The following is a 13,460-nucleotide window of genomic DNA, read 5'->3' as shown; positions in this document are numbered from 1 at the left end:
CCTGACTTAGACCTGTGAGGCGTCCGACAAAAGGGACAAATGGCCGCGAATGAGCGACATGTCGCAATAGTGCGATATTGCGGCGTTGCACGGCAGGGTTAAAATGCCGTCACACGGCATATCTGCGCCCAATCACCGAACCGGATGGATTCGCACATGAAACACTATTCAGCCTTTGCTGTGGCGCGGGAAGCTCTGCGCTATCACACCGGATGGGAGCGCGCCTGGCGCTCACCCGAACCCAAGAAGCGCTATGACGTCATCATCGTTGGCGCTGGCGGTCATGGTCTGGCGACCGCGTATTACCTTGGCAAGAACTATGGCATCCAGAATGTCGCGGTTATCGAAAAAGGCTGGCTGGGCGGCGGCAATACTGGTCGCAACACGACGATCATCCGTTCGAACTATCTGCAAGACCCGTCTGCGGCGATCTACGAGAAAGCGCGCAGCCTCTACGAGGACCTGAGCCAGGAACTGAACTACAACATCATGTTCAGCCCGCGCGGCGTCATCATGCTGGCGCAGACCCAGCACGAGATCCGCGGCTACCAGCGCACGGCCCATGCCAACGCGCTGCAAGGAGTCAAGACGGAATGGATCGGCCCCGAGCGCGTCAAGCAACTGGTGCCAATCATCAATCTGGATGGCCCCCGGTATCCGGTTCTGGGCGGCCTTTGGCAGGAACGCGGGGGCACTGCGCGCCATGATGCGGTTGCGTGGGGCTATGCGCGTGCCTGTTCGGCGATGGGGATGGATATCATCCAGCAATGCGAAGTCACCGGTGTGCGCTCGGACAACGGTCGCGTTGTCGGGGTCGATACCACCAAGGGTGCCATCGATTGTGACAAGCTGGGCATCGTCGTCGCGGGCCATTCGGGTCAGTTGGCCGAGATGGCGGGCTTCCGCCTGCCGCTGGAAGCCGTCGCGTTGCAGGCGCTTGTGTCCGAGCCCATCAAACCCTGCATGGACGTGGTCGTGATGGCCAACACCGTGCACGGCTACATGTCACAATCCGACAAGGGCGAAATGGTGATCGGCGGGGGAACCGACGGGTTCAACAACTTCACGCAGCGCGGGTCGTTCCACCATATCGAGGAAACGGTGCGGGCGCTGGTTGAAACCTTCCCGATGATTTCGCGCCTGAAGATGCTGCGCCAGTGGGGCGGGATCGTTGACATGACCGGTGACCGTTCGCCCATCCTGTCGAAAACACCGTTGCAGGGCTGCTTTATCAATGGCGGCTGGGGCACCGGTGGTTTCAAGGCGATTCCGGGTTCCGGCTGGGGGATGGCACAGTTGATGGCGACGGGTCATTCACCGCTGACCGAAGCCTTCTCGATGGACCGCTTTAAAGAAGGCCGCTTCATCGACGAAAGCGTCGCCGCCGGGGTGGCGCACTAGGGGGATTCCCGAAGGTGCCAGAAAACAGAATTCAGGTCGGCCCCCGCGCCGACCGACCGCCAAAAGGATGACAACATGCTAATCCTGAATTGCCCCTATTGCGGCGTAGACGCCGAAGAAACCGAATTGGCCGCCGGCGGCGAAGCGCATCTGAAGCGTTTCGGTCCGGGCTCGTCCGATGACGAATTCCACGACTACCTGTTCATGCGTGAAAACCCGAAAGGTGTTCATTTCGAGCGTTGGCGGCACGCCAATGGCTGCGGCAAATGGTTCCACGCCGCGCGCTGCACGCAGACACTCGAAGTGTTTGGCACCTATACGGCTCAGACCTCCGAACCGCCGCAAGACATCAAGGATGCCATCACTGCCAAACGGCCCGGCTGGACGTGGAGAGAGTTCTCCTGATGCTTCATCTTTTCAAAAATATTCCCGCCGGAGGCTTTGACGCCTCCACATGCGAAAGGCCCGCACAATGAGCACCCGTCTCGCAAAACAAGGCCGGCTGATTGACCGGTCGAAAAAGGTCACATTCACTTTCAACGGAACCTCGATGCAGGGCTATGAGGGGGATACGCTTGCCTCGGCTCTGCTGGCCAATGACCAGATGATGGTTGGCCGGTCGTTCAAATATCACCGTCCCCGCGGCGTTGTCGCCAGCGGCGCGGAAGAGCCGAACGCGCTTGTCGGCCTGGGGCAGGGCAACCGGTTCGAGCCGAACCAGCGTGCCACGACGACCGAGGTGTTCAACGGCTTGACCGCGATTTCACAGAACCATTGGCCAAGCCTTGAATATGATATCGGTGCGGTGAACACGGCCTTTGCCCGGTTTCTGCCGGCCGGCTTCTACTACAAGACGTTCATCCACCCCAAACCCTTCTGGAAACACGTCTACGAACCGTTCATCCGACAGTCGGCGGGATTGGGCAAGGCGCCCGACAAAGACAACCGGGATGCCGACACCTATGAACATTTCTACGCCTTTACCGATGTTCTGGTGATCGGCGGCGGTGTGGCTGGTTTGCAGGCAGCCAAGGCGGCGGCACAATCCGGTGCCAAGGTCCTGCTGATCGAGCAGACCGCGCATTGGGGCGGTCGCGCTCCGGTTGACGGCGGCACCGTGGATGGTGAACCTGTGGATAAGTTCGTGGAACAATTAGTTTCCGAACTCGAAACAATGGACAACGTCATCATGCGCACGCGCTGCATGGGAGCGGGTGTTTACGACCATGGTTATGTGTTGGGGTACGAACGCCTGACGGATCACACGCCGGGCGTGCAGGGCCCGCGCCACCGCTTGTGGCGTATTCGCGCCAAGCAAATTGTAACTGCAACGGGTGCAATTGAACGACCATTGTCCTTTGCTGGCAACGATGTTCCGGGTGTGATGCTGGCTTCGGCCATGCGCGATTATGTCGTGAACTGGGGGGTTGCTCCGGGCGATCGGGTCATCGTCGCCACCAACAATGATGACGCCTACCGCACCGCGATTATCCTGAAACAGGCAGGTGTGGATGTTTTGCGCATTGTTGACGCACGGGCAACGGCCGGACCTTTGGCGGAAGAAGCCCGCCAGTTGGGTATCCGCGTCGATCCGGGCAAAGCCATTGCCAAGGTCAAAGGCGGCAAGCGGGTCAAAAAGGTTGCCATCTGCAATCAGGAAGGCATCGGCGGCGCGCGTGAAGAGGTTGAGGCGGATGCAGTCGCCATGTCCGGCGGCTGGTCTCCGGTCGTGCACATGTGGTCGCATTGCGGGGGCAAGCTGATCTGGGATGAGGCGAACGCGCATTTCCGGCCGGATCCCGAGCGTCCGCCGCTGGGCGCCGACGGCAAAGGGTTCGTTGTTGCTGCTGGCGCGTCCAACGGTCCTCTGGCGTTGCAAGATGTTCTGACAGACGCCCATGCGGCCGGTAAGGCGGCCGCCAAGGCGGCTGGCTTCAAGCCCAAGAACACCAAGGCGCCCGCAGGGGAAACAACCACCGAAGCGCCGATGGAAGCGGTCTGGCTGATGCCGGCAAATGCAGAAGTCCAATTGCGCATGAAATCGTGGCTGGACTTCCAGAACGACGTCAAGGTTTCTGACGTGCAACTGGCCGCGCGCGAAGGCTATGAAAGCGTCGAACACACCAAGCGCTATACAACGCTGGGTATGGCGACCGATCAGGGTAAATTGAGCAACATCAACGGATTGGCGATCCTTGCTGATGCGCTGGAATCCGAAATTCCCAAGGTTGGCACAACCACCTTCCGCCCGCCTTATACGCCCATCTCGATGGGTGCGATCGGCGGTGAGGCACGGGGTGAGGTCTTTCAGCCGATCCGTCGGACACCGATGCACAACTGGCACGACAGGAACGGCGCCGACTGGGAGCCGGTCGGTCACTGGCGCCGGGCCTATGCCTATGTCCGCCCCGGTGAATCCGTGCACGACGCGGTCAATCGCGAGGTCAAGAACACCCGCGAGAATCTTGGCCTGCTGGATGCCTCGACGCTGGGCAAGCTGATCGTCAAAGGCCCGGATGCCGGCAAGTTCCTGGACATGATGTACACCAACATGATGTCCACGCTGAAGGTCGGCAAATGCCGCTATGGCCTGATGTGTTCGGAAAACGGCTTCCTGATCGACGACGGCGTTGTCGCCCGCATCGACGAGGACACGTGGCTGTGCCACACCACCACCGGCGGGGCCGAGCGTATCCATGGTCACATGGAAGAATGGCTTCAGACCGAATGGTGGGACAGGAAAGTCTATGTCGCCAACGTGACCGAGCAATACGCGCAGGTCGCCGTGGTCGGCCCCAATGCCCGCAAGGTGCTTGAAAAGCTGGGCGGCATGGATGTCAGCAAAGAGGCGCTGCCGTTCATGGAATGGCGCGATGGCAAGATCGGAGGTTTCGATTGCCGGGCCTATCGCATTTCGTTCTCGGGCGAGTTGTCTTATGAAATCGCTGTTCCCGCCAGCCAGGGTCAGGCGTTCTGGGATGCCTTGATGGAGGCAGGCAAAGAGTTCGGCGTGATGCCTTACGGAACCGAATGTCTGCACATCCTGCGGGCCGAGAAGGGCTTTATCATGATCGGGGACGAGACCGACGGCACCGTGATCCCGCAGGATCTGGGGCTGCACTGGGCGCTGTCCAAGAAGAAAGAGGATTATCTGGGCAAACGCGCTCATTCCCGCAGCCACATGGCGGATCCCGAGCGCTGGAAGCTGGTCGGTCTCGAGACTGTGGACGGATCAGTTCTGCCGGATGGTGCTTACGCGGTGGGCGAGGGCGTCAATGCCAACGGTCAGCGCAACATGATCGGCCGCGTGACGTCGACATATTACTCGGCCAATCTGGGCAAAGGCATCGCCATGGGGCTGATCAAACACGGCCCCGACCGTATGGGCGAGATCGTCGAGTTCCCGGGCACGGACGGCAAAACCTACAAAGCCAAGATCGTGGACCCGATCTTTTATGACAAGGACGGGGAGAAGCAGAATGTCTGAACCCATCAGCGCATTGAACCACGCCAGCTATGACGGCATCGCCAAGGTCCAGGAATGCGGCCTGCAAGGCATGATAACCCTGCGCGGCGACCTGTCCGACAAGGTGCTGGCCAAGGCCGTCAAGGATGCAACCGGTCAGAAAGTGCCGGGTCAGCGCGAGGTGCTTGTGACCGGCGAAACCGGCGTGGCTTGGATGTCGACCGACGAGTTGCTGGTTCTGGTGCCTTATGCCGAGGTCGAAGCCAAACTGGCCGACATGGTCGGTGCCCTGAATGGCACCCATGCTTTGGCGGTCAACGTCTCGGATGCCCGCGCCGTATTCAGCGTCTCTGGTGCCAGCGCAAGAGAGGTGCTTGGCAAGGTCGCACCTGTCGATCTGTCGGCGGATGCATTCCAGCCCGGCCAGATCCGCCGCACGCGTCTGGCGCAGGTGGCGGGTGCTTTCTGGATGGATGATGAACAGACCTTCCGCGTGGTCTGCTTCCGTTCCGCTGCGGATTATGTGTTCAAACTGCTCAAGGTGGCAGCACAGCCTGGCAGTGAAGTCGGGGTCTACTGAACAAAAAAGCCCCGGTTCATCCGGGGCTTTTTCTTACTTGACTGTCGAACAGGTCCCGACTCCGAAAGGTTTGTTGGCGAAATTTCCCTGAACGAACGCCATGCGAACGGCGACCGTATTGTCGGTTGTTTTCAGGTTCGCCTGATATCGAACACGAACATTGCCGCCGGCAACCATTTTTTGATCGAGATTCCAGATAATACGGTATCCCTTGGCGCCGCGGTCTTTGAATTTTGCCTTGGCCCAATCCTGGTACGAAGTGGCGGCCATCGCCGAAGATGCGGCGGGGTCGATCCGGAACGCATACTCTGGCGCAATCCAGCCATGGGCGTCCTGTTTGGTCATCTTGCAATGATAGGTAACCGTTTCTGCCGCAGCGGTTTGTGCAAGCAATGCGGCGACTGCAATCGGTAAAAGTCTTTTCATTTTATCCACTTGGGTATGACTCTTGGTGTGTGCACTCAAACTGATACACATCAATGCCGCAAGCGGGACCTCGCGTGAACGAAGAAAAAAACGCCAGACGTTCTACCCATGCAAGAGAACGGTGTGAAAACGGCTCAGGCCGTCTTCGGTCAGCAATTCCGAAGTCTTTACAGGCTGCGCCTTGTCATCCGACAGCTTTGCGTAATAACCCAGTTCATCCATCAACGCGCTGACACGTTCGTGCCTCTGGTCTTCCGGAAGCAGAGGTGCGTGAAGAGACAGAAGAAGGGCGGGGCGGTGTTTCTTCAGCCATGCGGACAAAGTGGGGGCAACAATGAATTCCGCGCCCTCGATGTCCATTTTGACCAGCGAAACCCGTGACAGGTCGTTTGTCTTTTCGAATTGGTCCCAGGCGATCGTCAGCGCATCAGTCCCATGCGCCCCGTCTTGCAGAAGCGAACTGGTGGAGTCCCCGGGTTCACCGCGCACAGAGGCCATGCGTGCCACGCCAAATCGATCTGACAGGGCGACCCCGAATGCCGAAACGTTCTGAATGCCGTTCAGATCAAGGTTCCATGCCAGATGCCGAAACGCGGTCGGGTCAGGCTCAAAACACCAGACATGCCGTGCCCTTCGCGCACCGTACAGCACCGTCGGGCCAATCCACGCGCCGATGTCCAGATAGTCGCTTTGAGGGGACAGGAACCGGTCAAGAACTGCAAATGTTTCAGGTTCCCAAGCGCCCGCAGTGGCTTTGCGCCAGAATTTCGAATGGTACGGGTCCAGACGAAAGGGCTCGCCGTTCAGATTGCCCGCATAATATCCGCGGGCGCGATAGAACATCTTGCGCGCCTGTGTCAGCATCGCCTGCCTCCGGGTTTTCTTGCCACGCCCCTTGACCTGCGGCGGTTGCCAAAGCATTTAACCTTGGGAACCGCAACTTACATATAAACAGGGGGCCGACATGGCTTTTGAACTTCCTGATCTTCCTTATGCACATGACGCGCTGGCAGCCAAGGGTATGTCCGCGGAAACGTTGGAATATCACCACGACCTGCACCACAAGGCCTATGTCGACAACGGCAACAAGCTGATCGCCGGCACCGAATGGGACGGCAAGTCGCTGGAAGAGATCATCGTTGGTACTTACGACGCAAACGCCGTGGCACAAAACGGTATCTTCAACAACATCAGCCAGTTGTGGAACCACAACCAGTTCTGGGAAATGATGGGGCCGGGCGAGTCCAAGATGCCGGGCGAGCTGGAAAAGGCGCTGACCGAAAGCTTCGGTTCGGTAGATGAATTCAAGTCGCAATTCAGTGCCGCCGGTGCGGGTCAGTTCGGTTCAGGCTGGGCGTGGCTGGTCAAGAACGCCGATGGCTCGCTGGCCGTCACAAAGACTGAGAATGGCGTGAACCCACTGTGCTTTGGTCAAACCGCGCTGCTGGGTTGCGACGTTTGGGAACACTCCTACTACATCGATTTCCGCAACAAACGCCCGGCCTACCTGTCGAACTTCCTCGACAATCTGGTGAACTGGGAAAACGTCGCATCGCGGATGTAACGTATTGAACCGACGTCGGTTCATAAAGGGCCTGCTGGCGGTGACGCTGGCAGGCCTTGTCACGGCCGCCTACGGGTTCATCATTGAACCCGCGGTTCGGTTGCGCGTGCGCAAATGGCGCATTCAGCGGGACGACTGGACAGCGCCGCCGCTTAGAATCGCCGTACTGTCCGATATGCATGTGGGCGAGCCCTATGTCGGCCTGAATCGCGTAAAGCAGGTGGTCCGTCGAACCAATGCGCTGGCTCCGGACGTGATCCTGCTGTTGGGTGATTTCTTTGCAAGCCACAAAGGTGTCTCGGACACGGTCAAGATGCAGGACCTGGCCCCTGTGCTTGCCGGGCTTGAGGCAAAAAATGGTGTCTTTGCCGTTCTGGGCAATCACGACTGGTGGGATGACAGGTCGGCTCAGCGGCGCGGGTCCGGGCCCAATCGCTATACCGAAATTCTGGAACAGAACGGCATTTTGGTGTTGTCCAATGCCGCGATCAAACTCGAAACTCAGGGCATCTGGCTGGCCGGGCTCGAGGATCAGCTGGCGATCTGGCGCAACGGCAAGCCGCAAGGATTGGACGATCTGGAAGGTACTCTGGCGCAGATCACCGATGACGCTCCGGTTGTGATGATGGCGCATGAGCCCGATGTGTTTCCCACTGTGCCCGGGCGGGTGGCGTTGACCCTTTCTGGGCACACACATGGTGGCCAGGTGCGCCTGTTCGGCTGGTCGCCTGTGGTGCCATCGAAATTCGGCAATCGCTATGCCTATGGCCATGTACGCGAAGATGGGCGCGATCTGGTCGTTTCGGGCGGTATCGGCTGCTCGATCCTGCCGGTTCGTCTGGGCGTGACGCCCGAAATCACCGTTGTCGAGATGTCCGCCTAAAGGGTTGATGACCAGCCGGTGAAAACCCGCCGATACGTGCCCTTTCTGCACGACGGTACCTTGTTTGCTGTTTTCCAGTACACATCTCTGTAGGGCAGAGGGAGAAACTGCATATCAATTCAAACAATGATTGGGCTGCGCACTGTTCGTGCGTCAACAACCCCGCATGTCCGGCAGGTCGAGGGATACCCAGAACACAACCTAATCAGGAGATCGCAATGGTCGCACTTACACAGGGAACTTGGGTTATTGTTGCAGATGGAGAGAAAGCGCTGGTGATGGAGAATATCACCGACGCCGACGATCCCAACCTTGTCGTCGTCGCTGTCGAAGAACAAGACGGCCCGACCGGAAAACCGACGGACCGCGCAGGTCGTCGCAACGACGGCGGACCAAAACAGAAATCGGCAATTGAAGAACCCACGTGGAAGGCGCACGCAAAATCTCTGTTCGTGCAGGATCTGGCGAACCTGTTGAATCGCAAGGGGCTGAAAGGCGCCTATGACAGGCTGGTTCTGGTGGCCAGCCCTCATGTTCTGGGCCTGTTGCGGCGTCGGTTGCACAGCGAGGTGCTGGGAAAGGTCGTGGCCGAGGTCAACAAGACCCTGACCAATCATCCTTTGCACAAGGTCGAACAGGTGGTGCGCCACAGTCTGCAACCCAAAGCCAGACTGGCCTGATCAATACGGCGGGCGGTTCGACCGCCCGCATGGTTTCCCATCCTCAAGTCAGCTTGTTCCGCAAGGCGGTCATGGCTGTATCGGCGTCTTCGACCCAGGTGATGAAATCCGCCAAAGACGTGTCGGCAAAGCCTTGCCCGATCACCTGATCCAACAATGTGTGCAACGCGTCCCAATAGCCGTTCACATTGACCACGACGATTGGCTTGTCATGCAGGCCAAGCTGGCGCCATGTCAGCGCTTCGAACAGCTCGTCCAGCGACCCCGGACCGCCCGGTAGAACCACGACGGCGTCGGCGTTCATGATCATGACCTTCTTGCGCTCGTGCATTGTCTCGGTGATCACGAAATGGGTCAGATCCGTTTTTCCGACCTCGCGCTTGACCAGATGCACCGGAATGACGCCGAAAGTTTCACCACCGGCATTCTGCGCGGCGCGGGCCACTTCACCCATCAAACCGACATCGCCGGCTCCGTAGACCAGCCGCCAGCCTTCCTGCGCCAGCAGGCTGCCGAACTGCCGTGCAGTTTCAGAATAAGCTTTCTCGGCTCCATTGCGTGACCCGCAGTACACACAGACTGATTTCTGAGACATCAAAGAGGGGCTCCGGGGTTGTGTCAGGGGTTTTGACCCGTGATAGCGGGATTGATAGATTGGCTCAACTGTCCGTCGGAAAGCTTTTCAACGCATAGCTTTTGCCCGGTGGAGTGAAAGGAAAATAATGGACGCCAAATCGGGAAACGGAAGCTCGGGCAATTTCATCTGGGGGGTGATTGCAGGTCTTGTTGCGATATTGGGCGCGGGTGGATTGTATCTGTCCGGCGTCTTCACCAAAACGCCCGAGCCGAGCGCCCCGCAGGAAACCGCCTCTGCCGTGGCCCCGGAACCTGTAGGGCAGGATGCGCAGGTTTCGGAACCGGAAGTGGCTGAACAGGCGGCTCCTGTGGATGAAGGGCCCACGACCGAGCCTGCCGAGGACACAGGTAAAGCGGCCGACGCCCCTGACGCAGATACTGCCGTTGCCAAGACGGATGATACCGCGCCCCAGCCAGCGGTCCCTCCGGCGCTGGATCAGATATTTGTTGAGCCAGATGGCACGGCGCTGTTGTCCGGCGATGCCGAGCCCGGCAGCCGGATCGAGGTGCTGCTGAACGGCGAACCCCTGCACAGCTTTACCGTGGACGGCAGCGGCCAGTTTGCCGAATTCGTTTCGATCCCGTTCAGCGACGCGGCTCAGGGGTTGGTCCTGCAAAGCAAGGATGGCGAACGGATCACACAGTCCGACGACTATCTGATTGCGGCATTGCCAAAGCCGGTCGAAGAAGCGCCTGTAACTGAAGAATCGCTGGCATCCGATCCGGACACGACGGCCGATGCCGAAGACGCCACGATCGCGACAGCCGATGAAGATGTTGAGCCCGAAACGACGACCGAAGTTCCGGCGCCAGAAACTGACGTGACCGGAACCGAACCCACCGTGCCGGAGACCGAGGAAACGCAAACCGCCGACTTGCCGCCGCAGACACCCGAACCGGATCAGCAGATTGCGGTGCTGCGGTCCGGCGAAGAAGGGGTTGAGCTGGTGCAGCCGCCTGTGGTGCGGGATACGCCCCCCGATCAGATCGCACTGGATACAATCGGATATTCTGATACCGGCAATGTTCAGTTGACAGGACGTGTGCAGGACGGTGCAGCCGTTCGACTGTACCTGAACAATCGCCTGATCGCCGATCTCGACCCGAAAGAGGATGGATCCTGGCGCAGCGATCTGGAGGGAATTGATCCGGGTGTCTACACGCTGCGCGTGGACGCGGTGAATACGGACGGGACGGTGCTGAGCCGGGTCGAAACGCCGTTCAAGCGAGAGCCGGTTGAAGTGCTGGATGCCGCCGTGGCGGCCAGCCAGGCCAACGCGCAGGGCGAAGCAGCTGCCATCCGTTCGGTTACGGTTCAACGGGGCGACACGCTGTGGGCCATCTCGCGCGACCGGTTTGGCGACGGGGTCCTGTATGTACGGCTGTTCGAGGCCAATCGCGACCTGATCCGCGATCCGGATCTGATCTATCCGGGGCAGGTCTTCACCATACCTGAATAAGCATCGCCTTTGGCCCAAGCGGGCCGGGGTCAATCTCTGACCGCAGTTAAGGTACGTGATGAGACGAACACCTACTATGACCCCGGACGATACGGTGCCGCGCGACGAACGAAGCTCGGGCTGGCGCACGATCCGCAAAGTGGCGCCGTATCTTTGGCCACAGGATGAGCCATGGGTAAAGCGCCGCGTGGTGATTGCCATGGTCATGCTGGTTCTGGCCAAGCTGATCGCGGTCTATACGCCGATCCTTTACAAAGGTGCCGTTGACGCCCTGGCAGGTGAAGGCGTGCCGCCGGTGGCGCTGGGCGCGGTCGGGCTGACGGTTGCCTATGGCGTGGCGCGGATGCTGACCGTGGGTTTCCAACAACTGCGGGATGCGGCCTTTGCGCCCGTAGGGCAAAGGGCCCTGCGGGCGTTGGCGCTCGAGACCTTTCGGCATATTCACAACGTCTCGATGCGTTACCACGTGTCCCGCCGTACCGGAGGGCTGAGCCGCATCATCGAACGGGGTGTCAAGGGCGTCGAGTTCCTGTTGCGCTTTATGCTGTTCTCGATCGGGCCGCTGATCCTGGAACTGCTGCTGGTGGCGATCATCCTGATGTGGCTGTTCGATGTCTGGTATCTGGTGGTCGTCGCCGTCACAATCGGCCTGTATATCTGGTTTACATTTGCCGTGACCGAATGGCGGGTGAAGCTTCGGCGCGAGATGAACGATCAGGACACCGAAGCCAATCAGCGCGCCATCGACAGCCTGCTGAATTTCGAAACCGTCAAGTATTTCAATGCCGAAGCCCGCGAAGCTGAACGATATGATGTGTCGATGAAAGCCTATGCCGGGGCGGCGTTGAAAACGGCTTATTCGCTGGCATTTCTGAATTTTGGCCAGTCATTCCTGATCACCTGTGGTTTGATTGGTGTGATGGTTCTGGCTGCAATCGGGGTTCAGAGCGGGAACCTGACAGTGGGCGATTTCGTCATGGTTAATGCCTACATGATCCAGATCACCGTACCGCTGAATTTTCTGGGGACGGTCTATCGGGAAATCCGGCAGTCGTTGGTCGATATGGGTCAGATGTTCGATCTGCTGGAACAGCCCGCCGAAGTCACCGACAAACCCTGTGCGCCCAACCTCAAGGTAAATGGCGGCGAAGTCACGCTGGACGACGTGCATTTCGGCTATGACCCTGAGAGGGAGATCCTCAAAGGTGTTTCGTTGACCGTTCCTGCCGGGCAGACCGTGGCCATCGTCGGGGCAACCGGGTCTGGCAAATCAACCATCGGGCGGCTGCTGTTCCGGTTCTACGATGTGACCAAAGGAGCCTTGAAGATCGACGGGCAGGATGTGCGGGATGTGACGCAGTCCAGCCTGCACGCGGCCATCGGCGTTGTGCCGCAGGACACGGTACTGTTCAACGACAGCATCCGGTACAACATTGCCTATGGCCGTGACGACGCCACCCCGGAGGAGGTCGCGGCCGCCGCCCGAGCTGCGCAAATTCACGATTTCATCACCTCGCTGCCCGAAGGCTATGACACTATGGTCGGCGAACGGGGGCTCAAACTGTCAGGTGGTGAAAAACAAAGAGTCGGCATCGCGCGGACTTTGCTCAAGAACCCGCCGATCCTGTTGCTGGACGAGGCGACCTCGGCCCTGGACACGGATACCGAGCAGGACATCAAGGATGCGCTGGCGCGCGCAGGAGAGGGTCGTACGGTTATCACCATTGCCCATCGCCTCAGCACCATTGCCGAAGCTGATCGGATCGTGGTTCTGGAAGCGGGCGAGGTCATCGAACAGGGCACGCATGACGAGTTGCTGGCGCGGTCGGGGCGGTATGCCCAATTGTGGAACCGGCAGCAATCGGACGGGGAAGCGGCCTGAAGATCCAAACATGGGACGAAACAGGGTAGGATACACCAAACCAGGAGGGTGCCTGTCATGATGAAGCGACTGAAATCACGACTATCATCTGTTGTGATAGCGATTTGTCTGCCCGTCATTGTGGCGGCCGATCCCATCGTGGGTGTCTGGAAGACTGAACCTGACCGCAAGAACCTGATTTCGCATATCAAAATCACGGCGTGTGGGGACAAGTTCTGCGGTCGGATCCTTTCGGCCTATGACGCTTCAGGCAAGGAAGTCCAAACACCGAATATCGGTAAAAAACTGTTCTGGGACGTGGTCGGTGAAGGCGGTGGAAAATACGGCGGCGGCGAATTCTGGGTCCCGCTGATCAACGTGGATGCGGTGCCACAGATGACGTTGCAGGGGGACAAGCTGCTGGTCAAAGGATGCGAACATGCGATTTGTGCGCATCAGACGTGGTCCCGGTTGTGATGATGGCCAAATGAAAAAGGACCGGG

General features: G+C 59.1%; 13 protein-coding genes. 10 read left to right on the top strand and 3 right to left on the bottom strand.

Annotation, left to right across the window (positions count from 1 at the left end; translation table 11 throughout):
• Nucleotides 1–156: 156 nt before the first annotated feature.
• From ACR0E2_RS05345 to ACR0E2_RS05330, 4 genes are all read left to right on the top strand, one after another.
• The gene (locus ACR0E2_RS05345) at nt 157–1,401 is read left to right on the top strand and encodes a sarcosine oxidase subunit beta family protein (protein WP_171205004.1); all 1,245 of its coding nucleotides are present in this window, start codon (nt 157–159) and stop codon (nt 1,399–1,401) included.
• Nucleotides 1,402–1,476: 75 nt separating this feature from the next.
• Entirely contained in the window at nt 1,477–1,806 is a 330-nt protein-coding gene (locus tag ACR0E2_RS05340; RefSeq protein ID WP_170610145.1) for a sarcosine oxidase subunit delta, read from the top strand.
• Nucleotides 1,807–1,873: 67 nt separating this feature from the next.
• The gene (locus ACR0E2_RS05335; protein WP_480445517.1) at nt 1,874–4,888 is read left to right on the top strand and encodes a sarcosine oxidase subunit alpha family protein; all 3,015 of its coding nucleotides are present in this window, start codon (nt 1,874–1,876) and stop codon (nt 4,886–4,888) included.
• On the top strand, nt 4,881–5,447 hold the full coding sequence (locus ACR0E2_RS05330; protein WP_480445515.1) for a sarcosine oxidase subunit gamma: 567 nt from the start codon (nt 4,881–4,883) through the stop codon (nt 5,445–5,447). Before ACR0E2_RS05335 ends, ACR0E2_RS05330 begins: the two co-directional genes overlap by 8 nt.
• Nucleotides 5,448–5,480: 33 nt before the next feature.
• On the opposite strand, the gene ACR0E2_RS05325 is transcribed toward ACR0E2_RS05330, so the two are convergent.
• Nucleotides 5,481–5,912: a hypothetical protein gene (locus ACR0E2_RS05325; RefSeq protein ID WP_480445514.1), complete on the bottom strand. Its 432-nt coding sequence runs from the start codon at nt 5,910–5,912 to the stop codon at nt 5,481–5,483.
• Between the two features lie 63 nt (nt 5,913–5,975).
• Nucleotides 5,976–6,737 carry an FkbM family methyltransferase gene (locus ACR0E2_RS05320; RefSeq protein ID WP_480445513.1) on the bottom strand — a complete coding sequence of 254 codons (762 nt, stop codon included), beginning with the start codon at nt 6,735–6,737 and terminating at the stop codon, nt 5,976–5,978.
• Nucleotides 6,738–6,837: 100 nt separating this feature from the next.
• On the opposite strand from ACR0E2_RS05320, the gene ACR0E2_RS05315 reads away from it, so the two are divergent.
• From ACR0E2_RS05315 to ACR0E2_RS05305, 3 genes are all read left to right on the top strand, one after another.
• The gene (locus ACR0E2_RS05315; protein WP_171228054.1) at nt 6,838–7,437 is read left to right on the top strand and encodes a superoxide dismutase; all 600 of its coding nucleotides are present in this window, start codon (nt 6,838–6,840) and stop codon (nt 7,435–7,437) included.
• Between the two features lie 4 nt (nt 7,438–7,441).
• Nucleotides 7,442–8,320 (top strand): metallophosphoesterase, encoded by an 879-nt coding sequence (locus ACR0E2_RS05310; protein ID WP_480445512.1) that lies wholly within the window; start codon nt 7,442–7,444, stop codon nt 8,318–8,320.
• Between the two features lie 218 nt (nt 8,321–8,538).
• Nucleotides 8,539–9,000 (top strand): baeRF12 domain-containing protein, encoded by a 462-nt coding sequence (locus ACR0E2_RS05305; RefSeq protein ID WP_152458383.1) that lies wholly within the window; start codon nt 8,539–8,541, stop codon nt 8,998–9,000.
• Nucleotides 9,001–9,043: 43 nt separating this feature from the next.
• On the opposite strand, the gene ACR0E2_RS05300 is transcribed toward ACR0E2_RS05305, so the two are convergent.
• A complete protein-coding gene (locus ACR0E2_RS05300) occupies nt 9,044–9,595 on the bottom strand; it encodes an LOG family protein (RefSeq protein ID WP_171327960.1) in 552 nt (183 codons plus the stop codon).
• Nucleotides 9,596–9,722: 127 nt separating this feature from the next.
• On the opposite strand from ACR0E2_RS05300, the gene ACR0E2_RS05295 reads away from it, so the two are divergent.
• From ACR0E2_RS05295 to ACR0E2_RS05285, 3 genes are all read left to right on the top strand, one after another.
• Nucleotides 9,723–11,096: a LysM peptidoglycan-binding domain-containing protein gene (locus ACR0E2_RS05295; RefSeq protein ID WP_480445511.1), complete on the top strand. Its 1,374-nt coding sequence runs from the start codon at nt 9,723–9,725 to the stop codon at nt 11,094–11,096.
• Between the two features lie 76 nt (nt 11,097–11,172).
• Nucleotides 11,173–12,978 carry an ABCB family ABC transporter ATP-binding protein/permease gene (locus tag ACR0E2_RS05290; RefSeq protein WP_480445509.1) on the top strand — a complete coding sequence of 602 codons (1,806 nt, stop codon included), beginning with the start codon at nt 11,173–11,175 and terminating at the stop codon, nt 12,976–12,978.
• A 57-nt stretch (nt 12,979–13,035) separates the two neighbouring features.
• Nucleotides 13,036–13,434 carry a DUF2147 domain-containing protein gene (locus ACR0E2_RS05285; RefSeq protein ID WP_480445508.1) on the top strand — a complete coding sequence of 133 codons (399 nt, stop codon included), beginning with the start codon at nt 13,036–13,038 and terminating at the stop codon, nt 13,432–13,434.
• Nucleotides 13,435–13,460 lie beyond the last annotated feature (26 nt).

The organism is Ruegeria sp. A4, assembly GCF_056543025.1.
This window is presented reverse-complemented; position numbering and strand designations above follow the sequence as displayed.